Annotated in this window: 33 protein-coding genes and 1 pseudogene; 19 read left to right on the top strand and 15 right to left on the bottom strand. The window is 67.6% G+C overall.

Annotated features, from left to right (window positions below; translation table 11 throughout):
* Position 1: 1 nt before the first annotated feature.
* Positions 2–676, top strand: a complete 675-nt coding sequence (locus G8O29_RS05550) for a fumarylacetoacetate hydrolase family protein (protein ID WP_166402252.1) — start codon at positions 2–4, stop codon at positions 674–676.
* Between the two features lie 134 nt (positions 677–810).
* On the opposite strand, the gene G8O29_RS05545 is transcribed toward G8O29_RS05550, so the two are convergent.
* A complete protein-coding gene (locus tag G8O29_RS05545; protein ID WP_166402251.1) occupies positions 811–1671 on the bottom strand; it encodes a DMT family transporter in 861 nt (286 codons plus the stop codon).
* 126 nt (positions 1672–1797) lie between these two features.
* Here G8O29_RS05545 and G8O29_RS05540 point away from each other — a divergent pair, with 126 nt between their 5' ends.
* From G8O29_RS05540 to G8O29_RS18405, 3 genes and pseudogenes are all read left to right on the top strand, one after another.
* Positions 1798–4167, top strand: coding sequence for a trimethylamine N-oxide demethylase (locus G8O29_RS05540; RefSeq protein ID WP_166402250.1), 2370 nt, complete (start codon positions 1798–1800; stop codon positions 4165–4167).
* 89 nt (positions 4168–4256) lie between these two features.
* Positions 4257–4385, top strand: a pseudogene (locus G8O29_RS18410) (cyanoglobin); the annotation flags it as partial.
* 7 nt (positions 4386–4392) lie between these two features.
* Positions 4393–4641, top strand: coding sequence for a globin domain-containing protein (locus G8O29_RS18405; RefSeq protein WP_242678913.1), 249 nt, complete (start codon positions 4393–4395; stop codon positions 4639–4641).
* Here G8O29_RS18405 and G8O29_RS05530 read toward each other — a convergent pair.
* Genes G8O29_RS05530 through cbiB form a run of 3 tightly spaced genes read right to left on the bottom strand, consistent with a single transcriptional unit; the run spans position 4638 to position 7622 of the window.
* On the bottom strand, positions 4638–5543 hold the full coding sequence (locus G8O29_RS05530; protein ID WP_166402249.1) for a glycosyltransferase family 2 protein: 906 nt from the start codon (positions 5541–5543) through the stop codon (positions 4638–4640). The two genes, G8O29_RS18405 and G8O29_RS05530, sit on opposite strands and share 4 nt — an antisense overlap.
* Positions 5543–6700, bottom strand: coding sequence for a lytic murein transglycosylase (locus G8O29_RS05525; RefSeq protein ID WP_166402248.1), 1158 nt, complete (start codon positions 6698–6700; stop codon positions 5543–5545). Before G8O29_RS05525 ends, G8O29_RS05530 begins: the two co-directional genes overlap by 1 nt.
* Positions 6701–6722: 22 nt before the next feature.
* Positions 6723–7622 (bottom strand): adenosylcobinamide-phosphate synthase CbiB, encoded by a 900-nt coding sequence (gene cbiB, locus G8O29_RS05520; protein WP_166402441.1) that lies wholly within the window; start codon positions 7620–7622, stop codon positions 6723–6725.
* Between the two features lie 222 nt (positions 7623–7844).
* Between cbiB and G8O29_RS05515 the strand changes: the two genes are divergently transcribed.
* Positions 7845–8198 carry a hypothetical protein gene (locus G8O29_RS05515; protein ID WP_166402247.1) on the top strand — a complete coding sequence of 118 codons (354 nt, stop codon included), beginning with the start codon at positions 7845–7847 and terminating at the stop codon, positions 8196–8198.
* Between the two features lie 79 nt (positions 8199–8277).
* Here the strand turns inward: G8O29_RS05515 and G8O29_RS05510 are convergent, their stop codons facing one another.
* The gene (locus G8O29_RS05510; protein WP_166402246.1) at positions 8278–8817 is read right to left on the bottom strand and encodes a L,D-transpeptidase family protein; all 540 of its coding nucleotides are present in this window, start codon (positions 8815–8817) and stop codon (positions 8278–8280) included.
* Positions 8814–9986 carry a MalY/PatB family protein gene (locus tag G8O29_RS05505; protein ID WP_166402245.1) on the bottom strand — a complete coding sequence of 391 codons (1173 nt, stop codon included), beginning with the start codon at positions 9984–9986 and terminating at the stop codon, positions 8814–8816. Before G8O29_RS05505 ends, G8O29_RS05510 begins: the two co-directional genes overlap by 4 nt.
* 206 nt (positions 9987–10192) lie before the next feature.
* On the opposite strand from G8O29_RS05505, the gene def (G8O29_RS05500) reads away from it, so the two are divergent.
* Genes def (G8O29_RS05500) through G8O29_RS05485 form a run of 4 tightly spaced genes read left to right on the top strand, consistent with a single transcriptional unit; the run spans position 10193 to position 12377 of the window.
* Positions 10193–10705, top strand: coding sequence for a peptide deformylase (def, locus tag G8O29_RS05500; protein WP_166402244.1), 513 nt, complete (start codon positions 10193–10195; stop codon positions 10703–10705).
* The gene (gene def, locus G8O29_RS05495) at positions 10702–11205 is read left to right on the top strand and encodes a peptide deformylase (RefSeq protein ID WP_166402243.1); all 504 of its coding nucleotides are present in this window, start codon (positions 10702–10704) and stop codon (positions 11203–11205) included. The genes def (G8O29_RS05500) and def (G8O29_RS05495) overlap by 4 nt, the downstream gene beginning before the upstream one ends.
* Positions 11202–12092, top strand: a complete 891-nt coding sequence (gene fmt, locus G8O29_RS05490; RefSeq protein ID WP_166402242.1) for a methionyl-tRNA formyltransferase — start codon at positions 11202–11204, stop codon at positions 12090–12092. Before def (G8O29_RS05495) ends, fmt begins: the two co-directional genes overlap by 4 nt.
* A gap of 51 nt (positions 12093–12143) precedes the next feature.
* Positions 12144–12377 carry a GlsB/YeaQ/YmgE family stress response membrane protein gene (locus G8O29_RS05485; RefSeq protein WP_166402241.1) on the top strand — a complete coding sequence of 78 codons (234 nt, stop codon included), beginning with the start codon at positions 12144–12146 and terminating at the stop codon, positions 12375–12377.
* On the opposite strand, the gene G8O29_RS05480 is transcribed toward G8O29_RS05485, so the two are convergent.
* The 8 genes from G8O29_RS05480 to G8O29_RS05445 form a co-directional block, all read right to left on the bottom strand.
* Positions 12370–12870: a transcriptional regulator gene (locus G8O29_RS05480; RefSeq protein ID WP_166402240.1), complete on the bottom strand. Its 501-nt coding sequence runs from the start codon at positions 12868–12870 to the stop codon at positions 12370–12372. The two genes, G8O29_RS05485 and G8O29_RS05480, sit on opposite strands and share 8 nt — an antisense overlap.
* 41 nt (positions 12871–12911) lie before the next feature.
* Positions 12912–13556: a trimeric intracellular cation channel family protein gene (locus tag G8O29_RS05475; RefSeq protein WP_166402239.1), complete on the bottom strand. Its 645-nt coding sequence runs from the start codon at positions 13554–13556 to the stop codon at positions 12912–12914.
* Positions 13556–14014 carry a ribonuclease HI gene (rnhA, locus tag G8O29_RS05470; protein ID WP_128515848.1) on the bottom strand — a complete coding sequence of 153 codons (459 nt, stop codon included), beginning with the start codon at positions 14012–14014 and terminating at the stop codon, positions 13556–13558. Before rnhA ends, G8O29_RS05475 begins: the two co-directional genes overlap by 1 nt.
* A 1-nt stretch (position 14015) precedes the next feature.
* Entirely contained in the window at positions 14016–14477 is a 462-nt protein-coding gene (locus G8O29_RS05465) for a DUF3429 domain-containing protein (protein ID WP_166402238.1), read from the bottom strand.
* 36 nt (positions 14478–14513) lie between these two features.
* A complete protein-coding gene (locus tag G8O29_RS05460) occupies positions 14514–14696 on the bottom strand; it encodes a hypothetical protein (RefSeq protein ID WP_166402237.1) in 183 nt (60 codons plus the stop codon).
* Positions 14697–14984: 288 nt separating this feature from the next.
* Positions 14985–15938, bottom strand: a complete 954-nt coding sequence (gene ispH / locus G8O29_RS05455; protein ID WP_166402236.1) for a 4-hydroxy-3-methylbut-2-enyl diphosphate reductase — start codon at positions 15936–15938, stop codon at positions 14985–14987.
* A 227-nt stretch (positions 15939–16165) separates the two neighbouring features.
* Positions 16166–16594: a YqaA family protein gene (locus G8O29_RS05450; protein ID WP_166402235.1), complete on the bottom strand. Its 429-nt coding sequence runs from the start codon at positions 16592–16594 to the stop codon at positions 16166–16168.
* A 46-nt stretch (positions 16595–16640) separates the two neighbouring features.
* Positions 16641–17216, bottom strand: coding sequence for a LabA-like NYN domain-containing protein (locus G8O29_RS05445; RefSeq protein ID WP_166402234.1), 576 nt, complete (start codon positions 17214–17216; stop codon positions 16641–16643).
* A 155-nt stretch (positions 17217–17371) separates the two neighbouring features.
* Between G8O29_RS05445 and folK the strand changes: the two genes are divergently transcribed.
* The 10 genes from folK (at position 17372) to G8O29_RS05395 (ending at position 25626) form a co-directional block, all read left to right on the top strand.
* Positions 17372–17932 (top strand): 2-amino-4-hydroxy-6-hydroxymethyldihydropteridine diphosphokinase, encoded by a 561-nt coding sequence (folK, locus tag G8O29_RS05440; protein WP_166402233.1) that lies wholly within the window; start codon positions 17372–17374, stop codon positions 17930–17932.
* A 97-nt stretch (positions 17933–18029) separates the two neighbouring features.
* Positions 18030–18383, top strand: coding sequence for a DNA-directed RNA polymerase subunit omega (gene rpoZ, locus G8O29_RS05435; protein WP_128515841.1), 354 nt, complete (start codon positions 18030–18032; stop codon positions 18381–18383).
* Between the two features lie 31 nt (positions 18384–18414).
* A complete protein-coding gene (locus tag G8O29_RS05430; RefSeq protein ID WP_166402232.1) occupies positions 18415–20532 on the top strand; it encodes a RelA/SpoT family protein in 2118 nt (705 codons plus the stop codon).
* 64 nt (positions 20533–20596) lie between these two features.
* Entirely contained in the window at positions 20597–21280 is a 684-nt protein-coding gene (locus G8O29_RS05425; protein WP_242678911.1) for a DUF2062 domain-containing protein, read from the top strand.
* Positions 21281–21320: 40 nt separating this feature from the next.
* A complete protein-coding gene (locus G8O29_RS05420) occupies positions 21321–22076 on the top strand; it encodes a pyridoxine 5'-phosphate synthase (RefSeq protein ID WP_166402440.1) in 756 nt (251 codons plus the stop codon).
* On the top strand, positions 22076–22489 hold the full coding sequence (gene acpS / locus G8O29_RS05415; protein WP_166402230.1) for a holo-ACP synthase: 414 nt from the start codon (positions 22076–22078) through the stop codon (positions 22487–22489). The genes G8O29_RS05420 and acpS overlap by 1 nt, the downstream gene beginning before the upstream one ends.
* A gap of 108 nt (positions 22490–22597) precedes the next feature.
* Positions 22598–23401, top strand: coding sequence for a signal peptidase I (gene lepB / locus G8O29_RS05410; protein WP_166402229.1), 804 nt, complete (start codon positions 22598–22600; stop codon positions 23399–23401).
* A gap of 10 nt (positions 23402–23411) precedes the next feature.
* Entirely contained in the window at positions 23412–24098 is a 687-nt protein-coding gene (rnc, locus tag G8O29_RS05405; RefSeq protein WP_166402228.1) for a ribonuclease III, read from the top strand.
* Positions 24099–24252: 154 nt separating this feature from the next.
* Positions 24253–25164, top strand: a complete 912-nt coding sequence (era, locus tag G8O29_RS05400) for a GTPase Era (protein ID WP_166402227.1) — start codon at positions 24253–24255, stop codon at positions 25162–25164.
* Positions 25165–25290: 126 nt separating this feature from the next.
* Positions 25291–25626 carry a DUF1491 family protein gene (locus tag G8O29_RS05395; protein WP_166402226.1) on the top strand — a complete coding sequence of 112 codons (336 nt, stop codon included), beginning with the start codon at positions 25291–25293 and terminating at the stop codon, positions 25624–25626.
* On the opposite strand, the gene G8O29_RS05390 is transcribed toward G8O29_RS05395, so the two are convergent.
* Positions 25615–26223: a Pr6Pr family membrane protein gene (locus G8O29_RS05390; protein ID WP_166402225.1), complete on the bottom strand. Its 609-nt coding sequence runs from the start codon at positions 26221–26223 to the stop codon at positions 25615–25617. The genes G8O29_RS05395 and G8O29_RS05390 overlap by 12 nt on opposite strands.
* Positions 26224–26301 lie beyond the last annotated feature (78 nt).

Raw genomic sequence — 26301 nt, 5'->3', positions numbered from 1 at the left:
CATGGTCGCTCTGGTTTTCCCGGCCCTGCCGACGGTCACGCTGCCCGTCACCGGCCGCGCCGAACGCTTTCCGGTCCGCCGCATCTTCTGTGTGGGCCGGAACTATGCCGAACATGCCCGCGAGATGGGGGCCGACGAGAGGGAGGCGCCGTTCTTCTTCACGAAGCCCGCCGATGCGGTGGTCGAGAGCGGATCCCGCATCCCCTACCCGCCCGCCACGACGAACCTGCACCACGAGGGAGAGCTGGTGGTGGCGATCGGCAAGGCGGGGAAGATGGTCTCGGAGGCAGAGGCCCAGGTGATGATCTGGGGGCATGCGGCGGGGAACGACCTGACCCGGCGCGACCTTCAGGCCGAGGCGAAGGAACGCCGCCGGCCCTGGGACATGGCGAAGGGTTTCGACAAGTCGGCCGTGGTGGGCGCGATCCGGCAGGGCGCGCTGCCGGACGGGCGGCTGCGGTGTTCGGTGAACGGCATGGTCCGGCAGGAGGCCCGGATTTCCGAGATGATCTGGTCTCCGGCGGCGATCATCGCGGCGCTGTCGCAGATGGTCAGCCTGTCGCCGGGGGACCTGATCTTCACCGGGACCCCGGCGGGGGTGGGGCCTCTGAACCGGGGAGACAGCTGCAAGGTGGAGATCGAGGGCCTGCAACCGGCGACGGTGACGATCGTCTGACCTGCCCACGCGTGGGCACTTTTTGCAACCAAGCAAAATCGACGGGTTAGGAATCCGCGTTCAAGTGGGGTAAACGCCCACAGAAAAGCCCTTGGAATCATTGGGTCTGAAAGACGCGCCGCGCGTGGGCAGGCTCACGTCCCCAGCAGCCCCAGCGCCGCGATCCCGCCGAAGACGCAGGCGATGCCCAGCCACTGGACGGCCCGGACCTTCTCGCGCAGGAACCAGGCGGCCAGCAGGACCGTCAGCACCCCGAACAGCGACGAGGCGACCGCGGCATACTCGGCCCTGGGCAGGCCGCCCGAGGCGGTGACCAGCCCCAGCGCAAGCGCGTCCAGCAGGCCCATCAGGGCCAGCACCCCCAACTGCCCCCGCTGCGGCGCAAGCGACCCGCGCTGCCAGAGGAACAGCCCCAGCATCGCCAGCAGCGCCACGACCCGCCCGACCAGTATCGCCGGCAGCTCTGCCCCAAGCCGCGTCGCCTCCTGCGCCAGGGCGAAGGTCGCGGCAAAGCCCGCCGCCGCGAACCCGGCCCAGCCCATCGCCACTCCGGGCGCGGCCGCATAGCCTTCGGGGGCGTCGTCGCGGGCGGCAAGGGCGACGACGGCGATGCCCAGCACGATGGCCGCGACGGCCAGCCAGTGTCCACCCGAAACCGGCCGCCCCTGCGCCGCGGCGATAAGCAGGGTCAACAACGGATAGGCCCCCACCACCGGAGAGACCACGCGGACGGGGGCCAGGCTGAACGCCTTGTACAGCCCGCCGATGGCCAGCGCGAAGCTGAGGCCCGAGAGAACGGCCATGGCCAGCGCGGGGCCGGTCATCCTGTCCCACCCGCCCAGAGCCAGCGCGACCGGAAGCAACCCCAGCGTGCCCGCCGCCAGCACCACGACCAGGATCGCCAGCAGCGGCGCACCCTGGCTGAGTTTCCGCGCCAGCAGGTCATGCACAGCCCAGAGACCGGCCGCCACCAGACCGAAGGCTAACGCCAACATTCCCCCGCCTTCCCCCCAGCCCGCGCTTGTGTCAGGCTTACCCTGGCGCTATTCTTGCGGATGAACAAGTTTTATCCTCATTAAACTGATGCGGACGAGGCCAGGCCGAATCGCTGCGGGGAAACCATGCTTGACACGATCTATCCTTCGGTTCTTCCGGGTCCACCGCGCCCAAGTCGGATTCTGACGCCGCAGGGCTTTTCGCGGCACCATGGGCAAGAGCGGCATGTGGTGCCGGGCGCGGGCGCGGTGCTGGTGCAGCTGATGACGGGCGACCGGCTGGTGCTGGTGAACGACGAGGGCGGGCAGCCGGTGGAACTGGTGGCTGCCGCCAAGGACGGACGCATTGACGCCGCGATCCTGGGTCAGGCGGCGAATTCGACGGCCGAGGGCTTGAAGGCGATGCTTGCCTCGGGCGAGCAGAGCCTGACCCGGTTGCGCAAGGGGCTGGAGGCGCGGCGGATCGATCTGGCCACCGCCGGGGGGCTGCGCCTGTTCGGAGAGAGCACGCCGGCAGGCGCGCGGGCCGACCTGACGGCGCTGGACGAGGGCTGGCTGGTGGCCTGCGCGCCGGGGCTACCGATGGCGCCGGAGGCGCAGGATACGGCGACGCCGATCACAATGCTGATTCAACGGGCCAAACCTCGCATGGTGGGGCACTATGACTTGCCCGATCCGCTGGCCGACCCGATCCTCGACCTGCGGGTGAAATCGGCGACGGCGGAAAGCTATGTCGTCAAGGCCGGGGACTATATCCAGATCATCGACGTGGACGGGCGGCAATGCACCGACTTTCAGTGCTTTGATGCGCGCAAGCTGGACCGGGGCATCCAGCATGCGCTGGACGTGACGACAAGCCGCACCCTGATGGGGCATGCCTATTCGATGCCCGGCCTGCATTCGAAATACTACGATCAGGACTGGGTGCCGCTGGTCGAGGTGGTGCAGGACACCGTGGGGCGGCACGATGCCTTCGCCATGGCCTGTGCGTCGAAGTATTACGACGACATCGGCTATCCCGGCCATGTCAACTGTTCGGACAACTTCAACAAGGCGCTGGCGCCGCACGGGGTTGACCCTCGCCCCGGCTGGATGGCGGTGAACCTGTTCTTCAATACGAACATCGATTCACATGGCGTCCTCATCAGCGACGAACCCTGGTCGCGGCCCGGCGATTATGTGCTGTTCCGGGCGCTGACCGACATCGTCTGCGTCAATTCGGCCTGCCCGGACGATACCTCTCCGGCCAATGGCTGGTATCTCAGCGACATCCATGTCCGCACCTATTCGGGGGCGGAGAAGTTCAGCCGGGCCATCGCCTGGCGCCCCACGCCCGATGCGGAGCCGAAGATGACCAAGGAAACCGCCTTCCATTCCCGCATCAGCGAAAGGACCCGGCACCACGTCGAATACAAGGGCTACTGGCTGCCGCAGGTCTATTCCGCGAACGGCGCGCTGGAGGAATACTGGGCCTGCCGGCAGGCGGCCGTGGTGCTGGACCTGTCGCCCCTGCGCAAGTGGGAGATCACGGGGCCGGATGCCGAGGCGCTCATGCAATGGGTGCTGACGCGGGATGTGAAGAAGCTGTCCCAGGGCCAGGTGGTCTATTCCGCGATGTGTTATCCGCATGGCGGCATGATCGACGACGGGACGCTGTTCCGGCTGGGCCGCGACCAGTTCCGCTGGATCGGAGGCGACGAATACGGCGGGGTCTGGATCCGGGAACAGGCCGAGAAGCTGGGGCTGAAGGTGATGGTCCGCAGTTCCACCGACCAGCTTCACAATCTGGCGGTGCAGGGGCCGAACAGCCGCGAGATCATGAAACGCATGATCTGGACCGCGCCGCACCAGCCGACGATCGAGGAGCTGGGCTGGTTCCGGTTCACGGTGGGGCGGATCGGGGGGCCGTCGGGGGCGCCCGTGGTGGTATCGCGCACGGGCTATACCGGCGAACTTGGCTTCGAGGTCTTCTGCCATCCGAAGGACGGGGTAACGGTCTATGATGCGGTCTGGGAGCATGGGGCCGATCTGGGGCTGAAGCCGATGGGTCTGGCCGCGCTGGACATGGTGCGGATCGAGGCGGGGCTGATCTTCGCGGGCTACGATTTCTCCGACCAGACCGACCCGTTCGAGGCCGGGATCGGCTTCACGGTGCCCTTGAAGTCCAAGACGGATGACTTCATCGGCCGCGAGGCGCTGATCCGGCGGAAGGAGCACCCGGCGCGCCGCTTCGTCGGGTTGGAGATCGATGCGAATGTCGATGTGGGCCATGGCGACCCGCTGCATGTCGGGCGCGCGCAGGTGGGGGAGGTCACGTCCGCGGTCCGCTCGCCGATCCTTGGCAAGAACATCGCGCTGGCGCGGGTGGATCTGGCGCACAGCGAGGTCGGGACGGCGCTGGAAGTGGGCAAGCTGGACGGCCAGCAGAAGCGGCTGCCGGCGGTGATCGTGCCCCTGTCGCACTACGACCCGAAGAAGACCCGGCCGCAGAGCTGAAGGGCGCCGGACTTTTCGAAAAGTCCGGTTCGGAGCCTTTGCAGGCTCCGGGCCGATTTCTTCGAAGAAATCGGCGAGAGGAGGATGCGATGGAGCCGATGATCGACCGGATCGGGGGAGAGTCGCAGGTCAGGCTGCTGGTGAACCATTTCTACGACCTGATCGAGACCCTGCCGCAGGGCCGCGCGATCCTGGAGATGCATCTGAAGGGCCACGGGCTTTCCCATGTCCGGCCCGAGCAGTTCGACTTTCTCTGCGGCTTCTTCGGGGGGGCGGCGCTATTACCACGAACGGCACGGGCACATGAACCTGCGGGAAATCCATGCGCATGTCGAGATCCGCCGTCAGGACGGCGAGGACTGGCTGGCGGTGATGCAGCAGGCGATGGTCGAGACCGGCGTGGGCGGGCGCGAGTGCCGCGAGATCATGGCCACCTTCCGGCGCGCGGCCCTGATGCTGGTGAACACGGACTAAAGCGTGCCGTTGCGCAGTGCCTGCACCTTGGCGCGCAGGGAAAGGTCCGCAACGATGACCCGGCCGACCCGGACCAGTTCGTCGCGCAGGTCGAGGGGCAGGATCTGCGTGCGCCGGTAGAAGCGGTCGATCTCTTCGGGCGGGGCCTCGGCGAGGAAGGCCTGCAATTCCGGCCGGAACTGGTAGGCGCCCTTCGTCATCCGGAAGGGCAGCGCCGCCAGCCAGGCGGCCTTGTCCTGGGCGTGAAAGTGCAGAAGCCGGATCTCCGGTTGCCAGTCCGGGGTCCGGACGAATTCGCCATCGACCATCACCGCATGCAGCCGCGGCAGGAGCCCGGGGACGCGGGTGCGGTAGATCATCTTGCCGACCGAATGGGACAGCATCCCGTCGCGGATCACCTTGCGATAGGGACCAAGGGCCGCGCGGCGGCGCGGCCAGTGTTCATGGCGCAGCGCGCCGCGAAACTCGCGCGAGGTGTAGATGTCGTCGGGCAGAAGCGGATCGTGCATCGCCTCGAAGGGTTCCAGCTTCATGGCGATGGTCTCGTCCGGGATGTCGTCCAGAACCTCGGCGATCGGGCGCGGGGATAGCAGGAACTCGTCCACGTCGATATGGACGATCCAGTCCGATGTCACCCGCGCCCGGTAGGTCAGGCGGGCGTTCTGGGTCTGCCGGTTCTGGTGCTGCGGCGGGCGTTTCTTGCCGACCGTCTGCCAGTGCGCATCATCGCAGAGGCTGACGGTCACCCGGGGATGGGCGCTCAGCGGCGCGGGGATCGGCTGGTCGGGGTCGTCGAAGTAGAGCCACAGATGATCGGCGCCAAGCGACAGATGATGGGCGGCGAAGGCGAGAACCTTCTCTTCCGGCGCCTTCATGGTGGAGACGACGGCCCAACTGGCCATCAGAGCGCGTCCAGCAGCGCAAGTGTCGGCCAGCCGTCGGCGGGCAGGCCGAGGCGGGCCTGTTCCGTCTGCACCGCCCTGCGGGTGCCTGCGCCGAGGATGCCGTCGATCTGGCCCACGTCATGGCCGAGGGCGGTCAGCCTTTCCTGCAAGCGCTTCATCCGGTCGAGGTCAAGCGCGGGGTCGGGGCTGCCTGCGGCATAGGGGGGCGCGCCCTCGATCCTTGTGGCGAAATAGGCGGCGGTGGTGACGTAGACGAAGCTCTGGTTCCAGTCGAAAAGGACGCGGTAGTTCGGATAGGCCAGGAAGGCCGGGCCCTTGCGGCCCTGCGGCAGAAGGATCGAGGCGGAGAGGCCCGGCGCCAGCGGTCCGTTGCGGGGGGTGACGCCAAGCGCCTGCCAGTCCTCGGTCGGGCGTTCCGTCTCGAGGCCCGTCAGCGACCAGTCGAAGGTTTCGGGCAGCGTGACCTCGGCCAGCCAGGGCTCATTCGCGCGCCAGCCGTGGTGCTGAAGCAGCCGCGCGCCCGAAAGGATCGCGTCGGCCTGAGAGGTCTTGAGCAGGATCAGCCCGTCGCCATCGCCATCGACGCCGCGTTCCAGGATGTCCTTCGGCAGCATCTGGACCATGCCGATCTCGCCCGCCCAGGCGCCGGTGGTGTCCAGCGGGAAGTCGCCCATCGCGTAAAGTTGCGCGGCGGCGAGGACCTGGGGCTGGAACAGATCGGGGCGGCGGCAGTCGTGGGCAAGGGTGAGCAGCGCGTTGCGGGTGTTGAAGTCGCCCTGAACCTGGCCGAAGTCGGTCTCGAAGGCCCAGAAGGCCAGCAGGATGCCGCGGCTGACGCCGTAGTCGGCCTCGGCGCGGGTAAAGATGTCGTCCAGGGATTCGGCCTTCTGGCGGGCGGTGGAGAGGCGCTGTTTCGAGATGAGCGACTGCGAGAAGTCGAGGAAGGTCTTGCGGAAGACGCCCTGACTGCGGTCGGCCTTCAGCACCCTGGGGTCCTGCTGCGCGCCCGCGAAGAAGGCGGCGGCCTTGTCGGCCGGGGTGCCGCTGGCCACGGCCTCGGCCTCCATCGTCTTGAGGAAGTCGCCGAAGTCACCGCCACAGGGGGCTGCGGCGGCGGGAGAGGTCAGCAGCAGGGCAACAAGGGCGGCGCGCATGAGATCTCCTTCAGGCCTGGCCCTAGAAGATGACGATCAGCGCGGCGATGGCAAGCACCGCGGCCCAGACCCGCCAGAGCGCATCGGCGGCGGCGTCGATGTCGTCCGGTCCGGGGTCGCGGCGGCCCTCGGGCCAGACCCAGGGATAGTCCTTGCGGACGCCGTCATAGCTGCGCGGGCCGGAGAGGGCGACGTTGAGGACCGGCGCCAGGGCGGATTCGGGCCAGCCGGCGTTCGGGCTGCGGTGCTTGGGCGCGTCGCGGAGGATCGGGGCGGGGTCCAACCAGCCATGGGTCAGCGCGATGAGCAGAGCGGTCAGACGCGCGGGGATCAGGTTCAGCACATCGTCAAGGCGGGCCGAGGCCCAGCCGAAGTCGCGGTATTTCGGCGTCATGTGGCCGATCATGCTGTCGGCGGTGTTCACCAGCTTGTAGGCCAGGATCCCCGGCAGGCCGAGGACCAGATACCAGAAGACCGGGGCGACCACGCCGTCCGACAGGTTCTCGGCCGCGCTTTCGATGGCGGCGCGGGCGATGTCGGGGCCGGTCATCTGCGCGGTGTCGCGGCCGACGATCATCGCGACGGCCCGGCGGCCTTCGGGGACCGAACGGCGCAGCGCGCTGGCCACGGCGCGGACGTGTTCGACCAGGCTTTTCTGCGCGATCAGGATGGCGACGGCGAGCGCTTCAAGCAGGCCGTGGTCGGGGATCAGGTGGATCAGCCAGCCAAGCGCGAGGCCGGTCAGGGCAAGACCCGCGGCGACCAGGGTGCCCTTGAGCTTGCGGTCCTCGCCGCGGTTGAACCGGCTGTCGCACCAGCCGACGAGACGCCCCATCAGGACGGCGGGATGCGGCAGGCGGTCCCAGAGCCAGCGCGGCTCGCCGAAGGCGGCGTCAAGAAGGAGGGCGGCGATCAGGATCATGCGCAGGGCTATTCCGCCGCCGGTGCCGATTCGCAAGCGCAACTGCTGCGTTGCGGCGATTTCGCCGCGCAGCATGGCGGGATCGACCGGGATCAACCAGAGGTTGCCATGCCCCTTGCCCGAACGCACATGCAGCCTTCATATTCCGGTAATACCCTTGTGGCAGCTTGATTTTCTGCGGGTCGTCCCCAAACTTCGGATGGGGGAGAGGGTGAGGTTGCCATGCTTGAGTTTCTGCCGCCGGAAGTGCGCGAGGGGCTGGACGCCGCACGCAAGCGTGACCAGAAGCGCAAGTCGAAGCTGCGCGTTCAGGTTGGCGAAGCGGTCTATCCCGTGCTGCGGTTCTGGGACAACGGCTTTGCGCTGGATGCGGATTTCAGCCCGGGCAAGCTGCGCGGTCTGGTCGATGTGTTCGACGGCTCCCGCCATGTGTTCCAGTGCCTGATCGTCGCCTCCGGCATCGAGCATGGCGAGCTGGTCTGCGACTTCAAGCGCGCGACCGCCGTGACGGAACGGGCGCCGCTGGACTTCTGGCGCGACGAGAACGCGCCGATGGGATACCTGTCCAAGGCGTGATGGCCTGGCCGCCTTCTCCTGCGGCTTTGTCGTCTTGTCGGGGCGACATGGCCCGGCGCGACGACGAAAAGGGCGCGCGTCAGGGCCTGATTTCCACCCTGGTCCCGATGGGGGTGACGGCCCAGACCTCGCGCATCTCGGCATTGGTCAGGGCAATGCAGCCCGCCGTCCAGTCGCCTTTCAGCTTGAACCCTTCCGGCAGCGCGTTCGGCTGGCCGTGGATGAAGATGTCCCCGCCCGGAGAATAGCCGCCCTTCGCCGCGCGGGCACGGTCCGCGGGCCGCGGGTAGTCAAGCCCGAGCGACAGGTGAAAAGCGCTTTCATCATTACGGCGGTCGATGGTGAATTCGCCCTCGGGCGTCCTGCCGTCGCCCTGACGGATCTTGTCGCCCTCGGGCGTGAACCCAAGGGCGATCCGGTAGGTGCGCACCGGTTTGCCATCCTGGAAAAGCTGCATCCGGCGGGCGGCCTTTTCGATCACGATCCGGTCCACCGTGCCGGTCAGCGGCGGGGGCGGCGGTGCGGCGACCCGCACCGGCGGGCTGTAGAGTGACGCGGCGATGAAGCCGAGGACGGCCAGCAGGACAAGGTAAAGGACAAGGCGCAGGAAGCGGATCATTGCAGGTCGGCGAAGGCCCTTTGCAGCCGGCTGACCGCCTCGGCCACCTGGGCGCGCGGGCAGGCGAGGTTGAAGCGCAGGAAGCTCTCGCCCCCGGTGCCGAAGGCCGAGCCATGGTTGGTGGCGATCCTGGCCTGTTTCTCGACCCGCGCGATGAATTCGGCCGGGGCCATGCCAGTGCCCGAAAAGTCGACCCAGGCGAGATAGGTCGCCTCCAGCGGCGTCGAGCGCAGCCCGGGGATCGCCGCGATGCCGGCGTCGAAAAGCTGCCGGTTGGCGTCAAGGTAGGGCATCAGCGCGTCGAGCCATGCGGCGCCTTCGGGCGAATAGGCGGCGGTGGCCATGTGCATCCCGAAGGAATTGGGCGAGATGCCCAGTGCCATCATCGTGTCCGCGAAGGTCTTGCGCAGGGCGGGATCGGCGATGATGACATTGCCGATATGGGCGCCGGCGATGTTGAAGGTCTTTGTGGTCGCGGTCATCATCACCAGCCGGTCGGCGATCCCGGGCGCGGCCAGGGGCATGACGGTATGTTTCCGGCCCGGATAGACGAGGTCGTGGTGGATCTCGTCCGACACGAGGATCAGGTCGTGCCTGACGCAGAAATCGGCAACGGCGCGGAGTTCGTCCGGGGTCCAGACCCGGCCGCCGGGGTTGTGCGGCGAGCAGAGGATCAGCATGGTCTCGCGCCCGGTGAGACGCTGTTCCCAGGCGGCGAAATCCATCCTGGCGGTGCCATCGACAAGGGCGAGCGGGCATTCCACCACCTCGCGCCCGGCGGCTTTGATGATCCGGGAAAAGGCGTGGTAGACCGGGGTCATCAGGATGATGCCATCGCCCGGTTGCGTGAAGCTGTGGATGCACAGCGCGGTGCCGTTCACCAGGCCATGGGTGGTGAAGATCCAGTCCGGCTGCACCTCCCAGCCGTGGCGGGTGGACATCCACCAGCGGATCGCCTGAAGATAGGCGCGGTCGTCGCCGAAATAGCCGTAGACGCCGTGGTCGAGCATCCTTTGCAGCGCGTCCTGCACCACCTGCGGCGGCCTGAACTCCATGTCCGCAACCCACATCGCCAGGCCCTCGTCGGGCTTCAGGCCGTAAAGGGGTTCCAGCATGTCCCACTTGACGCAATGGGAGCCCGCGCGGGAGATTGGAGTGTCGAAGGTCATTTCGCCTGGCCTGAGGTTTGGGATTTTCATCCGATTATTGCATCCTGATCGGTAAGTCATCCCGATTTTTCGTATTATTGTGGAACATTGATCCAACATTTTGCCCATAAACGGAACTAACGTATTTCCAGTCCGTCTGCCGGTTCGGGGCCGCGGATCTGCGCCAGCCTCTTGCCATCGCGGGTCCGCTTTCGTAGATCGCAGTCATGATCCGCCCCATCCTGATCCATCCTGACCCGCGCCTCAAGAAGGTCTGCGATCCCGTGGGCGAAATCACCACCGAGATCAGGCAGCTGGCCGCCGACATGCTGGAGACGATGTATGACGCGCCCGGCATCGGCCTTGCCGCGCCGCAGGTCGGGGTGACCAAGCGCTTGATCGTGATGGACTGCATCAAGGAGGGCGACCCCGAGCCGATGGCGCTGGTCAACCCCGAGATCGTCTGGTCCTCCGAGGATCTGTCCTCCTACGAGGAAGGCTGCCTGTCGATCCCCGAGCAATATGCCGAGGTGAAGCGCCCCGCCGAAGTCAGGGTGCGCTGGCGGGCGCTGGACGGGTCAGAGCAGGAGCGGCAGTTCTCGGGCCTCTGGGCGACCTGCGTGCAGCACGAGATCGACCATCTGAACGGCAAGCTGTTCATCGACTATCTGGGCCCGCTGAAGCGGCAGATGATCACCCGCAAGATGGAAAAGCTGAAGCGGGAACGGGCGCGGGCGTGACGGTCCGGCGCTGCGTTCCCTGGCCTGCGGCGGTGTTGCGGACACCCGCTGCGGATGTGGCGGCGATCAGCGATGAAATCCGCGCGATCTGGGCCGACATGATCGACACGATGGAGGCGATGCCGGGCTATGGCCTTGCTGCCGTGCAGATAGGGGTGCCGTTACGGCTGGCGGTGGTGGACTGTTCCGAAGGCCGGGGGCAGGCGGTGCGGATGGCGAACCCCGAGGTGCTGCATGCCAGCGGACAGATGCGCGAGCATGAGGAAGCCTCGCCCAACCTGCCGGGTGTTTCGGCGGTGATTTCCCGTCCGCGGGCGGTGACGGTGCGGTTTCTGAATGAGAGGGGCGAGGTCGAGGAGCGGGATTTCGTCGGGCTTTGGGCGACGAGCGTGCAGCATCAGATCGACCATCTGGCGGGGAAGATGTATTTCGACCGCCTCTCGCGCCTGAAGCGGAAGATGCTGATCGCAAAGGCGCAAAAGCTGGGGCGACGCGGATGAAAGTCGTTTTCATGGGCACGCCGGAGTTTTCCGTCCCGGTGCTGGAGGCGCTGCACGCCCGGCATCGGATCGTCGCGGTCTACTGCCAGCCGCCGCGTCCGGCGGGTCGGGGCAAGGCGGACCGGCCAAGCCCGGTGCAGACCCGGGCCGAGGCCCTGGGGCTGACCGTGCGCCATCCGGTCAGCCTGCGCAGCGAGGAGGCGCAGCGGGACTTCGCCGCCCTGGATGCGGATGTCGCGGTTGTGGTCGCCTATGGGCTGATCCTGCCGCAACCGGTGCTGGATGCGCCGCGTCTGGGGTGCCTGAACATCCACGCGAGCCTTCTGCCGCGCTGGCGGGGGGCCGCGCCGATCCATCGGGCGATCATGGCCGGAGACCGGGAAACCGGGGTCTGCATCATGCAGATGGAGGCGGGGCTTGATACCGGGCCGGTCCTTCTGCGCGAGGCCGTGGAGATCGGCGCCGAGGAGACGACGGCCGAGCTGCACGACCGGCTGAGTGCCCTGGGCGCGCGGCTGATCGTGCAGGCGCTGGACAGCTTGCCGCTGCCCGCCACGCCGCAGCCCGAGGAGGGCGTGACCTATGCCGCCAAGATCGACAAGGCCGAGGCGCGGGTGGACTGGACCCGCCCGGCGGTCGAGGTGGACCGGCTGATCCGCGGCCTGTCGCCCTTTCCGGGGGCGTGGACCGAAGTCAACGGCGAGAGGGTGAAGCTCTTGCGCTCGCGGCTTGCCGAGGGGCAGGGCGCTCCGGGGCAGGTCCTCGGCGGCTTTACCGTGGCCTGTGGCGAGGGCGCCGTCGAGGTGCTGGAAGCACAGCGCGAGGGCAAGCGGCCGATGCCCGCAGCCGACGTGCTGCGCGGTCTGATTCTGCCTGCGGCGCTATAGCGCGGGGGCATCGGGGTTCCCATATTCCGCTGACAGGGTGGGAGGGACGCCATGCCGCTAGTTGCTCTCTTGATCGTCGGGGTTGCCGCAGGCTTTCTGGCCAGCCGCATCCTGAAGGTGAACCTGGACACGCCGTCCACCATCGCGCTGGGCGTGCTGGGCGCGCTGATCGGGACGGTGGTCCTGCGCGGGCTGGTGATGCTGGCGGGGATCGGGGCCGGCTTCGTCGGCGCGCTGCTGGGGGCGTTGCTGCTGATCTGGGCGTGGAAAACCTGGGTCAGGTAAGCCGTTTCACCGCATCCTTCAGCCGCAACTCCGTCGGCCCCGCCGCCGACCAGAGCGCCAGGCCCTGCCAGGCGGCAAACAGAAGCGCCGCGCTTTCGCGGGCCTTGGTGCCAGAGCCGAGCCGTTCGGCCAGCGCGGCCTCGACCCCTGCGCGCCAGGCAGACGCGCGTTGCGCGAGGTCGGGATCGCGCAGATCTGCGGCAATTTCCGTGACCTTGACCGGGCCGATCGCCTTCAACAGCCCCTGCGGCCCCTTGCCGGCGGTTGCGGCCACCGCTTCGCCCGTCCGCTGGTCCAGCGCATCCCAGAAGGCCAGCCGCGCCGCGCGCACCATCGCATCGCGGCTGCCATAGCGCTGCACCAGGGTCGGCGGCGCAAGGCCGGTCGCGGTGGCGACAGAGCTGAAGGAGACCGCCTTGTCGCCGCCCTCTTCCAGCAGGCGCTGGATGATGCCAAAGACGGTTGCGTCCGGGATGATGCGTTTGCGCGCCATTCCCCGAACCTAAACGAATGTTCGTTCACGGATCAAGCCTGCTAGCGCTTCGGCGCCCCCGGCCGGGGTGGCTGCGACCTGTAGACCGGGAGCCGCCAGCCCAATGCGATGCTGCCCGCGCGCAAGGTAAAGACGAGCGCGGCGCAGATCACCAGCGACAGGCCGTCCCCCAGCCCGGCCGCGCCCGCCAGGACCGCCCCAAGCGACCCGGCCATGGCGCAGGTAGCGTAAAGCTCGCCCTGTTTCAGGATCAGCGGCACTTCGTTGCAGACCACATCGCGCAGAAGGCCGCCCATGCAGCCTGTCAGCATCCCCATCACCAGGACGATGGGCCAGCCCTGACCCTCGGCGAGGGCCACGGCGACCCCGGCGGGGACGGCGACGGCAAGGGCGAAGGCGTCGAACCATAAAAGCGCGCGATAGCGGCTTTCCAGAAGATGCGCGGAGAAGAAGACCAGGATCGCGGCGGCGGTGGCTACGCCCAGCGGCAGGGGATCGGCGACCCAGAACACCTCGCGGTTCAGGATCGTGTCGCGCAGGGTGCCGCCGCCGACGGCCGTCAGGCAGGCGATGAAGATGAAGCCCACGATGTCCAGCTGCGACCGGCTGGCCGCCAGCGCCCCGGTCAGGGCGAAGATGAGGACCGAGGCATAGTCGAGACCGTTCTGAAGCGTGAAATCCAGCATCAGGCCGGGGCCTTGAACGGCGCCATCCCGGCGCGGGCGAGCGCGTCGGCGCGTTCGTTTTCCGCGTGGCCCGCATGGCCCTTGATCCAGCGCCAGGTTACCTTGTGCCGGGCGGCGGCAGCCTCAAGCCGTTGCCAAAGCTCGACATTCTTGACCGGAGAGCCCCCCGCCGTGCGCCAGCCCTTGCGCTTCCAGCCGTCCAGCCATTCGGTGATGCCGTTCTTCACATAGGCGCTGTCGGTGACGATGGTCACTTCGGAGGGCCGGGTCAGAGCCTCCAGCGCCGAGATCGCGGCGAGGAGTTCCATCCGGTTGTTGGTGGTCAGCGCCTCGCCGCCGGAAAGCTCGCGTTCCTTGACGACGGTGCCGTTCTCGCGGGCGATCAGCAGCACGCCCCAGCCGCCCGGGCCGGGGTTGCCGGAACAGGCGCCATCGGTATAGGCGAACAGCTCGGCCATCTCAGGCCTGCAAGGGGATGGCGAGGCAGGCGAGGACAACCACCGTCAGCATCACCCGCAGCCGCAGCCACCAGCGCGGGGCAAGGCCCCAGGCCTGGAAGGTGGCGTCCAGAAGAAGCAGCCCGACGAACCCCGCCGCGAGGAAGATCGCCGAGGTGTCGGAGGCGTCGGTCACCATGAAGAACGCCCAGAGCGCGGGGATGACCGAGAGCGTGTAGGCCAGGGTCGCCTCACGACCTTCGGCCCTGGTCGCAAAGCCCCAGAGGACGCCGGACATGAAGGCGAGGATGACCGTGCCATAGGACAGCCCGACATAGGCGCCCAGGAACATCGGGGAAAGCCATTGCCCGGCCATGCCCGACAGGGCCGGGGACAGGTGCGTGGCGGCCGACCAGAGGAACGGGATCAGCCCGGCAAGGCCGAGCAGGAGGGCAGGACGGGGAATGCGGGTGTCGTCGGTCATGGCGCTGATCTAGCCTGAGGCGGGGCGCAAGGCCAGTCAGTCCGGGTCGGTGAAGCGGTCAAGGCGCTGCGGGATCGCGGCGGCGATGGCGGCCCGGACCTTGGCCACGCGCTCGACATCGGCGTCGCGGGGCTGGGAGGGAAGGTCGACCGTGCCCTCGGCAAGGGTCACGCGCCCCCAGGGCCAGCCCCCCGCCGACAATCGGGGTATCCGTCTCACGGGCGGGCCTTTCGAGCAGGCCGCTTCCCCTGGCTGCCGTCCGGATCGCGTCCAGCGCGGCCTCGGGAACCTTGGCGCGGCGCAGTTTGCAGGCCGGGCCTTCCGTCTCATATCCCTTGCAGTGCTTCAGCTCCAGCTGCCCGTCCTCGCGGATCAGAATGCTGGTCTCCCAGGCATATTCCGGGGGAAGGCTGCCGTTGTTGGTCCAATAGTTGACGAGGACCTGGGCGAGTTCGTCGGCTTGGACGGGCAGGCTCAGGGCGAGAAAGAGGGCGAGGCGACGCAACATCAGACAGGCTCGCGCAGGATGCGGGGGACCTTGAATTCGATGTCCTCGACGGCGGTTTCCACCAGATCGAGGGTAAGATCGTAGCGGGCGCGGAAGGCGTCGATGACTTCGGTGACGAGGATCTCCGGCGCGCTGGCCCCGGCGGTCAGGCCGATGGCGCGTACGCCTTCGAGGGCGCGCCAGTCGATGTCGGCGGCGCGCTGGATCAGCATGGAATAGGGGCAGCCGGCGGCGGTGCCGACCTCGACCAGGCGTCGGGAGTTCGAGGAATTGGGCGCGCCGATCACGAGGAGGGCGTCGATCTTCGGCGCCATCGCCTTGACGGCGGCCTGGCGGTTGGTGGTGGCGTAGCAGATGTCGTCGTGGGCGGGGGCCTGGATCAGGGGAAAGCGGGATTTCAGGGCGGCGGCGATCTCGGCGGTGTCATCGACCGAGAGGGTGGTCTGGGTGATGAAGGCGAGTTTCGCAGGGTCGCGGACCGTGAGCTTCGCCACGTCCTCGACGGTCTCGACCAGCAGGACCTCGCCCGGGGGGAGCTGGCCCATGGTGCCGATGGTCTCGGGGTGGCCGGCGTGGCCGATGTAGATCATCTGGGTCCCGGCCTCGTGGTGGCGGGCGGCTTCGTTGTGGACCTTGGTGACGAGGGGGCAGGTGGCGTCCACCGCGATCATGTTCCGGGCGGCGGCCTCGGCGGGGACGGATTTGGGGACGCCGTGAGCGGAGAAGACCACGGGGCGGTCGGTGGGGCAGTCTGCCAGTTCCTCGACGAAGATCGCGCCTTTCGCCTTCAGGGCGTCCACCACGAACCTGTTGTGGACGATCTCGTGCCGGACGTAGACGGGGGCGCCCCATTTCTGCAGGGCCATCTCGACGATCTTGATCGCCCGGTCCACCCCGGCGCAAAAGCCGCGAGGGGCGGCGAGGGAGAGGGTCAGGGGGGGCAGGTCGGGCATGGGGCGGGTTCCGGCAGGGGTCGGGCACAGGTTTAAGGGGTGAAGGCAGCCGCGTCCAGCGCCGCGCGCGGCGCGATTTGCGAGGTGAGGGATTTCAAGGGGTTGGCTGTGGGCGTTAGGGATTGGTTAACTTCTACGCCTTCTCGTCCGCCTCCTCGTTCGACTTCGTCTCCTCGTCGGGTGGGACCCGAGCGAGGAGGCCCGAAGGGGGCCGTCGAGCGGTGTGGTCAGGCGCCGAAGGCTGCGGCCCCGAGCCAACCCAGCGCGATGTAGCGGCCCGTCTTGGCGATGGCGACGAGGAGGAGGAACACCGGGAACGGCACGCGCAGCACCCCGGACAGGGCCACGATCATGTCGCCGAAGGGCGCCCAGCTGAGCAGCAGCAGCCACAGGCCCCAGCGCGCCCACCAGCCTTCGGCCCGCGCCATCCGGGCGGGCTTCAAGGGAAACCAGCGGTGGTTGCGCTGGTCCGAGAGCCAGCGGCCAAGGCCATAGGTCACGCAGGACCCAAGCGTGTTGCCGACAGAGGCGACAACGACCAGCCAGAACGTCTCTGATCCCGCAGCCTGAAGGCCGAGGAACACCACTTCCGACTGGAACGGAACCGGCGTCGCAGCCAGGAAGGCCGCGACGAACAGGCCGGACAGCGCGATCATGCTGCGATCACCAGGCGCTCCCCAGCCGCCCCGGTGATCCCTGACCTCACTTCGCCTCGACCGCGACCTCTTCGCCGGTCACGGGGCGCGGTTCGCGCGGCGGGCGGCCGATGACTTCGCGCAGCTCGTCCAGCTCGATGAAGTTGTCGGCCTGGCGGCGGAGTTCGTCCGCGATCATCGGCGGCTGGCTGCGGATGGTGGACACCACCGACACCCGAACCCCCTGACGTTGCAGGCTTTCCACCAGCGGACGGAAGTCGCCGTCGCCGGAGAAGAGCACCACATGGTCCAGCCGCGGGGCCAGTTCCATGGCATCGACGCAAAGCTCGATGTCCATGTTGCCCTTCACCTTCCGCCGCCCCTGGCTGTCGGTGTATTCCTTGGCCGGTTTCGTGCGCATGGTGAAGCCGTTGTAGTGCAGCCAGTCCACCAGCGGGCGGATCGGCGAGTAGTCGTCGTTTTCCAGCAGCGCGGTGTAGTAGAAGGCGCGAAGCAGCTTGCCCCGGCGCATGAACTCCATCCGCAACAGCTTGTAGTCGATGTCGAAACCAAGCGCCTTGGCGGCTGCGTAAAGGTTCGATCCATCAATGAACAGCGCAAGCCGTTCGTCCTTGTAAAACATTCAATGTTCCCCTCAATGTCGCCGCGCGGATGCTGTGCTCCCCGGATGCTGCACGACGAAAATTTCGGTCGCGCGGCCGACAGTCTCTGAATAGCAGTCCGGGCCGGTTTTCGACAAGTGAAGTTGGGAAATAATCTCTCCTGAAGGCGAAATCCATGCACGCTTTGGTTGCAATCGGCGCAAACCTGCCATTCGAGGGCGATCCCCCGGAAGTGACCCTGCGCCGGGCGATCCGGGCGCTGGAGGAAGAAGGCGTTTCGGTTCCGGCGGTTAGCCGGTTCTACGCCACGCCCTGCTTTCCGGCCGGTGCGGGGCCGGATTATGTGAACGGCGCGCTGCTTCTGGCGGTGGATGAGGAAACTGACCCGACGTCAGTTCTGGAGATCCTGCACCGGGTCGAAGCGAAATTCGGTCGGCGGCGCGACAGTCGCTGGGGCATGCGGACGCTTGACCTCGACCTTCTGGCGCTGGGCGATTCGGTCCTGCCGGATGCCGCGACGCAGGATTTCTGGCGCGGCCTGGCCCCCGAGAGGCAGGCCCGGGCGGCGCCCGACCGGCTGATCCTGCCGCATCCGAGGATGCAGGACCGGGCCTTCGTGCTGGTCCCTCTGGCCGATCTGGCGCCCGACTGGCGCCACCCGCGCGACGGGCGCACCGTGGCCGAGATGCTGGCGGCCCTTCCCGAGGCCGACCGCGCGGCGGTGCGTCCGCTGTGACAAACCCACGAGAATTTGCCTGTTTTGCCGCTTGTCAAGCCCGGCGCGCCGGCATAAAGAGGCGTCTTCCAGCGAAGCTTCCGATTGGAGTATGCCCATGGCCCGCGTGACGGTCGAAGATTGCGTTGACAAGGTTCCGAACCGGTTCGAGCTGGTGATGCTGGCCGCCCACCGGGCGCGCGAGATCGCTGCGGGCTCGCCTGTCCTGGTGGATCGCGACAACGACAAGAACCCGGTCGTCGCGCTGCGCGAGATCGCGGAAGAGGCGATTTCGGCCGAGGTTCTGCGCGAGCGGATGATCGAAAGCTATCAGACCCAGATCGAGGTCGATGAGCCGGAAGAGGATCAGATGGCGCTGCTCATGGGTGGCGAGATCGATCGTCCGATGGCCGACGACATGTCGGAGGAAAAGCTCCTGCGCGCGCTGATGGAAGCCCAGGGCGAGTTCTGACGGGCCTTTAGCCCAGCGAAGCGGGGCGGTGATGATCGACGTCGAAGACCTCATCGCCCTGGTCCGCAACTACAACCCGCGGTGCAATGCCGACCTGATCCGCCGGGCCTATGCCTACGGCCTGAAGATGCACGAGGGCCAGTTCCGCAAGTCGGGCGAGCCCTATTTCACCCATCCCGTCGCCGTGGCCGCGATCCTGACCGAGCAGCGGCTGGATGATGCGACGATCGTCACCGCGCTGCTGCACGACACGATCGAGGACACGCGGTCGACCTATGCCGATCTGGCGGCCGAGTTCGGCGAGGAAGTGGCCGAGCTGGTCGATGGCGTGACCAAGCTGACGAACCTGCAACTGTCCAGCACCGAAAGCCAGCAGGCCGAGAATTTCCGCAAGCTGTTCATGGCGATGAGCCGCGACCTGCGGGTGATCCTGGTGAAACTGGCCGACCGTCTGCACAACATGCGCACGATCCGGTCGATGAGCCCGGAAAAGCAGGCCCAGAAGGCGCGCGAGACGATGGAGATCTACGCTCCGCTGGCCGGGCGGATGGGCATGCAGTGGATGCGCGAGGAGCTGGAGGATCTGGCCTTCAAGGTCCTGAACCCCGAGGCGCGCAACTCGATCATGCGGCGGTTCCTGACGCTTCAGCGCGAAACCGGGGATGTGATCCACCAGATCAGCGGCGACATCCGGCACGAGCTTGAAAAGGCGCGGATCGAGGCGGATGTGTTCGGGCGCGCGAAGAAGCCCTACAGCATCTGGCGCAAGATGCAGGAGAAGGACCTGGCCTTCAGCCGGCTGTCCGACATCTACGGGTTCCGGGTGATCTGTTCCTCGGTCGCGGATTGCTACCGGATTCTGGGCGTGATCCACCAGCGCTGGCGCGCGGTGCCGGGGCGGTTCAAGGATTACATCAGCCAGCCGAAGAACAACGGCTATCGGTCGATCCACACCACGGTTTCTGGCCGCGACGGCAAGCGGGTCGAGGTGCAGATCCGCACGCGCGAGATGCACGAGGTGGCCGAGGCAGGCGTTGCGGCGCATTGGTCCTATCGTGAGGGCGTGCGCGCGGTGAACCCCTTTGCGGTGGACCCGGCCAAGTGGATCGCGGCGCTGACCGAACGGCTGGACGAGGGCGACACCGACGAGTTCCTGGAGCACGTCAAGCTGGAGATGTATTCCGACCAGGTCTTCTGCTTCACGCCGAAGGGCGACGTGATCCAGTTGCCGCGCGGGGCGACTCCGCTGGATTTCGCCTATGCGATCCATACCCGGATCGGCAATTCCTGCGTCTCGGCCAAGATCGACGGCATCCGGGTGCCGCTGTGGACGCGGCTGAAGAACGGCCAGTCGGTCGAGATCATCACGGCGGAAGGGCAGCGGCCTCAGGCCAGCTGGATCGACATCGTGACGACGGGGCGGGCCAAGGCGGCGATCCGGCGCAGTCTGCGTGAGGAGGACCGGGGGCGGTTCGTCAAGCTGGGCCAGGAGCTGGCGCGGGCGGCCTTCGACCATGTCGGCAAGAAGGCCACCGACAAGGCCCTGCGCACGGCAGCCAAGATGCTGGGGCTCTCGGACGAGAACGACCTTCTGGCGCGGGTCGGGTCGGCCGAACTGCCGGCGCGGCGGGTGGTGGAGACGCTGTATCCCGAACTGGCGCAGGCGGTGGCCGAGGAAGTGGATTCCGGCCGCCCGGTCGCCGGGCTGACGGCGGATCAGGCCTTCCGGCGGGCGAACTGCTGCCAGCCGGTGCCGGGAGAGCGGATCGTGGGAATCACCTACCGGGGTCAGGGCGTGGTGGTCCATGCCATCGACTGCCCCGCGCTGGAAGAGTTCGAGGACCAGACCTCGCGCTGGGTCGATCTGCACTGGCATTCGGGCCGCCACAAGCCGGTGTTCACGGTCAGCCTGGACCTGACCATTTCCAACGATGCGGGCGTCCTGGGGCGCATCTGCACGCTGATCGGCGAGCAGAAGGCCAATATCAGCGACCTGCGCTTTACCGACCGGAAACCGGACTTCTATCGCCTCATTGTTGACGTGGACCTGCGGGATGTTGAGCATCTGCACATGGTCATGACCGCACTGGAAGCCGAAACCGACGTGGCGCAGATATCGCGTCATCGGGATTTGACACGGCGGCCATAGGACAGCAGAACGGGCTTAATCGGGTCGAAGAGGCAGTCAGTTGGTTTTCAAGCGCAGGGATCCGATGCCATGGGGCGCCTGGCTGCGCGAGCAGGTCTATCCGCGCTCGGGCTTCAAGCGCGCGACGCGCTATGTGATCTACCGGATGCGGCGCCTGCCCGACCAGCCGCACCGGGTGGCGCGCGGGGTCTTTGCCGGCTTCTTCATCGGCTTCCTGCCCCTGCCGGGGATGCAGTTCCTGGCCGCCTGGGGCATGGCGCGTCTCATGCGCGGCAATGTGCTGGCGGCCCTGCTGGGCACCTTCAACACCAATCCGCTGACCACGCCGCCCTTCACCGTCTTTTCGGTCTGGCTGGGGCACTGGATCCTGGGGATCGAGGCGCCTTTGAACTTCACGTACATCTGGAGCGCGCTGGAAAACGCGGGCCATGACCTGTGGTTCAACTTCATGTCCCTGTTCGGGCCGGAAAAGGCGCAGTGGGACGGGCTGATCCAGTTCTGGAACGAGATCTACCTGCCCTGGTTCATCGGCGCACTTGGCCCGGCCATCGTGATCAGTACAGCCGCATACTATGTCACGATCCCGCTGGTCGAGGCCTATCAGAAGGCCCGCGCCGCCACTGCCCACGAACGGGCCGAACGGCGCAGCAAGATGCGGGCCAAGCTGGCCGAAGCTGCGGCGAAGCTGAAGCTGCGCAACGAAAGGGGCGGCGAGGAAGCCGATGACGACGCCCCGAGAACCCCCTAGACTGGCGGCAGAATCTGAAGGAAGGCGACAGACGATGGCAATGCGGAACGGCGGCAGGCTGCGGCTTGGGGTGAACATCGACCATGTGGCGACCGTGCGGAATGCGCGCGGCGCGGCCTGGCCTGACCCGCTGCGCGCGGCCCTCTTGGCCGAGACGGCGGGAGCGGACGGGATCACCGCGCATCTGCGCGAGGATCGCCGCCACATCCGCGACAGCGACATCGACGCGCTGATGGCGGCCTTGGCGGTGCCGCTGAATTTCGAATGTGCCGCGACGGCGGAAATGCAGGCCATCGTATTGCGCCACCGGCCCCATGCCGTCTGCCTGGTCCCCGAAAAGCGCGAGGAGCGCACGACCGAGGGCGGCCTCGACGTGGCCGGCGACCAGAGCCGGCTGGCCGATTTCATCGCCCCCCTGCGCGAGGCCGGCTGCCGGGTGTCGATGTTCGTCAGCCACGACCCCCGCCAGATCGAGGCGTGCGCGCGCATCGGCGCGGCGGTGGTGGAGCTGCATACGGGGCTATACTCGGACCTTCTGGCCGATGGCGAAACCGCGCTGGCCGAGCGGGAGCTTGCCGCGCTGCGGTCGGGGGCCGAGTTCGCCGCAAGTCTGGGGCTTGAGGTCCATGCCGGGCATGGGCTGACCTATGAAAACGTGGAACCCATCGCCGCGATCCCGGAGCTGATGGAGCTGAACATCGGGCATTTCCTGGTGGGCGAGGCGATCTTCCGCGGCCTGGGCCCGGCAATCGAGGAAATGCGCCGCAGGATGGATCTGGCGCGCGGGATCATCTGATGATCCTCGGGATCGGCAGCGATCTGTGCAACATCGAGCGGATCGAGGCGGTGCTGGCCCGCCATGGCGATCGTTTCAGGGACCGGGTCTTCACCGAGGCCGAGCAGAAGAAGGCCGAAAGCCGGGCGCGGGCGGTGGCGGCGACCTATGCGAAACGCTGGGCGGCGAAGGAGGCCTGCTCCAAGGCGCTGGGGACGGGGCTGCGCATGGGGATCTCTTGGCGCGACATGGCGGTCACGAACCTGCGGTCGGGCCAGCCGGTGATGCATGTCACGGGCTGGGCGGCCGACCGGCTGCGCGCGATGACGCCCACGGGCCATGAGGCGGTGATCCATGTCTCCCTGACCGACGACCACCCCTGGGCGCAGGCTTTCGTGGTGATCGAGGCAAGGCCGGTTGCGGACAGGGTGTAGGCCAGGCCCCGGCCCTTGCGTCCCGGCCGCGCGGTCACGGCCGGTTGCCTTGACTTCGCCCCGCGCTTGCGCGCAAGAAGCGGCGAACCGGATGAGGCAGGACAGAGAATGGCGAGCAGGGACAAGGGCGATGGCGGCATCGTCGAGACGATCAAGACGGTCTTCTGGGCGCTGGTCATCGCCATCGGCTTCCGGTCGGTGTTCTTCCAGCCGTTCTGGATCCCGTCGGAGTCGATGAAGGACACGCTCTTGATCGGCGACTTCCTGTTCGTGAACAAGATGGCCTACGGCTATTCGCGCTATTCCTGCGAGATCCCCTTCACCACGATCAGCCTCTGCCCCTTCGAGGACCGCTTCCTGGGATCCGAGCCGGAACGCGGCGATGTGGTGGTGTTCCGGCATCCGACCGCCGGGACCGATTACATCAAGCGGCTGATCGGTCTGCCGGGCGACAGGATCCAGATGCAGAACGGCGTGCTGTTCATCAACGGGGTCGAGGCGCCGCAGACCCCCGATGGCGTGTTCGAAGAGATCTACGAAGCCCAGGGCCCGATGCGCAACCGCCCGCGCTGCGAGAACGGGGCGGTGGGCGAAGGCGGCATCTGCAAGAAATCCCGGTCGATCGAGACCCTGCCCGGGGGGCGTAGCCACCATGTCCTGAACATCGACGCCAACGGACCGGGCGACAACACCGATGTCTTCACCGTTCCGCCCGGGCACTACTTCGTGATGGGCGACAACCGCGACAACTCCACCGACAGCCGGTTCAGCCAGGCGACGGGCGGGGTGGGCTATCTTCCGGCACAGTACCTGATCGGCCGGGCGGACCGCGTGATGTTCTCTTCGGCCGGGCGCAGCCTGTTCTATGTCTGGACCTGGCGCCCCGACCGGTTCTTCAAGGCGATCGAGTGAGGCGGGCGGGGTGAGGCTGTCGGCGGACCTTCTGGCCCTTCAGGGCCGGTTGGGGCACAGGTTTCGTCAGCCCGACCTGCTGTTGCGCGCGGTGACGCATGCCTCCATCGGGACCGCGACCCGGCCCGACAACCAGCGGCTGGAGTTTCTGGGCGACCGGGTGCTGGGCCTGGTCATGGCCGAGGCGCTGCTGGCCGCCGATCCGCAGGCGCGCGAGGGGCAGCTGGCGCCCCGGTTCAACGCTTTGGTGCGCAAGGAGACCTGCGCCGATGTCGCGCGCGAGGTGGGCCTGGGCGAGGTGCTGAAGCTGGGCCGGTCCGAGATGCTGACCGGGGGCCGCCGGAAGGAGGCTTTACTGGGCGACGCGATGGAGGCGGTGATCGCGGCGGTCTACCAGGATGCGGGCTTCGAGGCGGCCCGGGCGCTGGTCCTGCGGCTGTGGGGCGCCCGCATCGCGGCGGTGGAGCCCGATGCGCGGGATGCCAAGACCAGCTTGCAGGAATGGGCGCAAGGCAGGGGCATGCCGCCGCCGGCCTATGAGGAGACGGGACGCTCCGGTCCCGATCACGCGCCGCAGTTCACCGTGCGCGTGGTGCTGGCCAGCGGCGAGACGGCCGAGGCCACGGCGGGGTCGAAGCGCGTGGCGGAACAGGCGGCGGCAAGGGCGCTTCTGGAGCGGCTGGAGCGGGAGGGCTGAACGGCCGCTCGTCGAGCACGTCGTGCTCTCCTCGCTGTGCGCACCGACGTCTGGGCGACCTGCGCGAGGAGGTTTTCAGGCCATGTCGATTGCCAACTGGCCTTTTTCCCGGCTTTCGCCTATGGGGACGGCTTGAGGAAAGGGTTGCCACCACATGACCACACGCGCGGGCTTTGTTGCCCTGATCGGAGAGCCGAACGCCGGCAAGTCCACGCTTCTGAACCGGATGGTAGGAGCGAAGGTCAGTATCGTCACGCACAAGGTGCAGACGACGCGGGCGCGGATCCGGGGGATCGCGATGGCGGGGGAGGCGCAGATCGTCTTCGTGGACACGCCCGGCATCTTCCGGCCGCGGCGGCGACTGGATCGCAGCATGGTCAAGGCGGCCTGGGGCGGGGCCTCGGATGCGGATGTGATCGTGCTTCTGATCGAGGCGCATCGGGGGCTGACCGAGGGGGCGCAGGCGATCATCGAGCGTCTGCGCGACGAGATGCCGCAGGGCAAGCCCGTGGCGCTGGCGATCAACAAGATCGACCGGGTGAAGGCCGAGACGCTCTTGGCGCTGGCCGAGGAGGCGAACCGGGCCTTCCCCTTTGCCAGGACCTTCATGATCAGCGCCGAGCGCGGGCATGGCGTGGACGACTTGCGCGACTGGCTGGGGGCGACCCTGCCCGAGGGGCCCTGGTTCTATCCCGAGGACCAGATCGCCGACCTGCCGATGCGGATGATCGCGGCCGAGATGACGCGCGAGAAGCTGACGCTGCGGCTGCATGAGGAGCTGCCCTATCAGCTGACCGTCGAGACCGAGAAATGGGAGGACAAGCCCGACGGATCGACCCGGATCGACCAGGTGATCTACGTGGCGCGGGACGGGCACAAGGGGATCGTCCTGGGCAACAGGGGCGAGACGATCAAGGCTATCGGTCAGGCGGCGCGGGCGGAGATCGCCGCGTTTCTGGGGCGGACGGTGCACCTGTTCCTTCAGGTCAAGGTGCGGCCGAACTGGCTGGACGAGCCGGAGCGCTATTCCGAGATGGGGCTGGACTTCAGCGACGGCGATGCCTGAGGGCGCCGAATTCCTTGCGGAATTCGGGCAAATTCCTGCGAAGGAATTTGGTCCCGGATGGCAGATGGCGCGCGGGTGGCGGCGTCGGAGCCTCCGGCGGGAGTATTTGGGACGTGAGCAAGCTGCATGAGCGCGCGGCTTGCCTCGGGGGTCTGGGTCTCGGCCTATCTTGCGCGGCTGCGGCTGGCCGACATTCCGGCCTATGTCACCGCGAAGGGCGATGCCGAGGCGGGCGCCGTGGTGGTGAAGGTGGCGCTGCTGGACGGGACGGCGCGGGCCTATGAGCGGCGGTCGGACCTGATGACCGGGGCGCGGGCCTGGTTCCTGCTGGCCGAGGGGCCGGAGGCGGAGGTGGACGCCCTGGTCGCGCGGACCCGGAGCCGTGACCCGGACCTCTGGGTGATCGAGCTGGAGGATCGGCGGGGGCGGACGCTTCTGGATGAGGAAGGTCTATCGGACTGAGACGCGGGCGAGCGCGATCAGCACGAGGCCGAGGGCAGCGAAGGCCAGAACCATGCCGGCGAGGTTTCCGGCGACCTCGGCCCAGCCCAGCCGGTCGGCATCGAGGAAGGGATAGGGCCAGAAGCCGGTCGCTGCACCGCGCAGCAGCGCATAGACCGCATAGAGCGCCGGCCAACCCAGCCAGACGGGCAGATCGTGAAGCCCGACGCGCCGGTCGCCGAAGCCCAGCCACCAGACCAGGGTCAGAAGCGGCGTGGCGCTGTGCAGGGCCTGGTCCGTCCACCAGGCAAGGCCCCGGGGAGCCCAGAGCCGGGCAAGGAGCGCGTGATAGACCAGACCGACCATCAGGATCGACAGCACCAGGCCCCCCTGGACCCGCGCGGAGAGCCCCGAGCCGAGTGCGATCCGGCCCATGAGCGCGGCCACCGCGAGGTTCGTCAGGATGGTGAAATAGCCCGCAAGCCACCACCAGGCCGCCATCCCGGGCGGGCGGTTCGCAGCCGTCGCGGCAATCCACAGCTGCATGGCCAGCGCGACCAGGGCGACGAGGGCCGTCGCGGTCGCAAGGCCGCGGGCGAGGGGGGTAGTCGCAGGCATGCGGCAGCATATCATGCGCGGTCGCATCGGCAAGGCGCGGCCCGGCGCGGGCGGCGGCTGCCGGGAGACCGGCACGGG

It is taken from the genome of Rhodobacter calidifons, assembly GCF_011174775.1.
Classification (GTDB): domain Bacteria; phylum Pseudomonadota; class Alphaproteobacteria; order Rhodobacterales; family Rhodobacteraceae; genus Tabrizicola; species Tabrizicola calidifons.
This window is presented reverse-complemented; position numbering and strand designations above follow the sequence as displayed.

Coding starts and splice junctions, on each gene's coding strand:
- G8O29_RS05445 (WP_166402234.1), bottom strand. CDS start 17,216: ATGTTTTACAAGGACGAACGGCTTGCGCTGTTCATTGATGGATCGAAC.
- G8O29_RS05550 (WP_166402252.1), top strand. CDS start 2: ATGGTCGCTCTGGTTTTCCCGGCCCTGCCGACGGTCACGCTGCCCGTC.
- G8O29_RS05480 (WP_166402240.1), bottom strand. CDS start 12,870: ATGGCGCGCAAACGCATCATCCCGGACGCAACCGTCTTTGGCATCATC.
- fmt (WP_166402242.1), top strand. CDS start 11,202: ATGAAAGTCGTTTTCATGGGCACGCCGGAGTTTTCCGTCCCGGTGCTG.
- G8O29_RS05540 (WP_166402250.1), top strand. CDS start 1,798: ATGCTTGACACGATCTATCCTTCGGTTCTTCCGGGTCCACCGCGCCCA.
- G8O29_RS05390 (WP_166402225.1), bottom strand. CDS start 26,223: ATGCCTGCGACTACCCCCCTCGCCCGCGGCCTTGCGACCGCGACGGCC.
- G8O29_RS05450 (WP_166402235.1), bottom strand. CDS start 16,594: ATGATCGCGCTGTCCGGCCTGTTCGTCGCGGCCTTCCTGGCTGCGACG.
- folK (WP_166402233.1), top strand. CDS start 17,372: ATGCACGCTTTGGTTGCAATCGGCGCAAACCTGCCATTCGAGGGCGAT.
- G8O29_RS05430 (WP_166402232.1), top strand. CDS start 18,415: ATGATCGACGTCGAAGACCTCATCGCCCTGGTCCGCAACTACAACCCG.
- ispH (WP_166402236.1), bottom strand. CDS start 15,938: ATGCCCGACCTGCCCCCCCTGACCCTCTCCCTCGCCGCCCCTCGCGGC.
- G8O29_RS05425 (WP_242678911.1), top strand. CDS start 20,597: ATGCCATGGGGCGCCTGGCTGCGCGAGCAGGTCTATCCGCGCTCGGGC.
- G8O29_RS05505 (WP_166402245.1), bottom strand. CDS start 9,986: ATGACCTTCGACACTCCAATCTCCCGCGCGGGCTCCCATTGCGTCAAG.
- G8O29_RS05515 (WP_166402247.1), top strand. CDS start 7,845: ATGCTTGAGTTTCTGCCGCCGGAAGTGCGCGAGGGGCTGGACGCCGCA.
- def (WP_166402244.1), top strand. CDS start 10,193: ATGATCCGCCCCATCCTGATCCATCCTGACCCGCGCCTCAAGAAGGTC.
- G8O29_RS05510 (WP_166402246.1), bottom strand. CDS start 8,817: ATGATCCGCTTCCTGCGCCTTGTCCTTTACCTTGTCCTGCTGGCCGTC.
- G8O29_RS05525 (WP_166402248.1), bottom strand. CDS start 6,700: ATGCGCGCCGCCCTTGTTGCCCTGCTGCTGACCTCTCCCGCCGCCGCA.
- acpS (WP_166402230.1), top strand. CDS start 22,076: ATGATCCTCGGGATCGGCAGCGATCTGTGCAACATCGAGCGGATCGAG.
- rpoZ (WP_128515841.1), top strand. CDS start 18,030: ATGGCCCGCGTGACGGTCGAAGATTGCGTTGACAAGGTTCCGAACCGG.
- G8O29_RS05475 (WP_166402239.1), bottom strand. CDS start 13,556: ATGCTGGATTTCACGCTTCAGAACGGTCTCGACTATGCCTCGGTCCTC.
- G8O29_RS05395 (WP_166402226.1), top strand. CDS start 25,291: ATGAGCGCGCGGCTTGCCTCGGGGGTCTGGGTCTCGGCCTATCTTGCG.
- rnhA (WP_128515848.1), bottom strand. CDS start 14,014: ATGGCCGAGCTGTTCGCCTATACCGATGGCGCCTGTTCCGGCAACCCC.
- G8O29_RS05530 (WP_166402249.1), bottom strand. CDS start 5,543: ATGGCCAGTTGGGCCGTCGTCTCCACCATGAAGGCGCCGGAAGAGAAG.
- G8O29_RS05465 (WP_166402238.1), bottom strand. CDS start 14,477: ATGACCGACGACACCCGCATTCCCCGTCCTGCCCTCCTGCTCGGCCTT.
- G8O29_RS05485 (WP_166402241.1), top strand. CDS start 12,144: ATGCCGCTAGTTGCTCTCTTGATCGTCGGGGTTGCCGCAGGCTTTCTG.
- G8O29_RS18405 (WP_242678913.1), top strand. CDS start 4,393: ATGTCCGGCCCGAGCAGTTCGACTTTCTCTGCGGCTTCTTCGGGGGGG.
- era (WP_166402227.1), top strand. CDS start 24,253: ATGACCACACGCGCGGGCTTTGTTGCCCTGATCGGAGAGCCGAACGCC.
- G8O29_RS05420 (WP_166402440.1), top strand. CDS start 21,321: ATGCGGAACGGCGGCAGGCTGCGGCTTGGGGTGAACATCGACCATGTG.
- cbiB (WP_166402441.1), bottom strand. CDS start 7,622: ATGATCCTGATCGCCGCCCTCCTTCTTGACGCCGCCTTCGGCGAGCCG.
- G8O29_RS05545 (WP_166402251.1), bottom strand. CDS start 1,671: ATGTTGGCGTTAGCCTTCGGTCTGGTGGCGGCCGGTCTCTGGGCTGTG.
- lepB (WP_166402229.1), top strand. CDS start 22,598: ATGGCGAGCAGGGACAAGGGCGATGGCGGCATCGTCGAGACGATCAAG.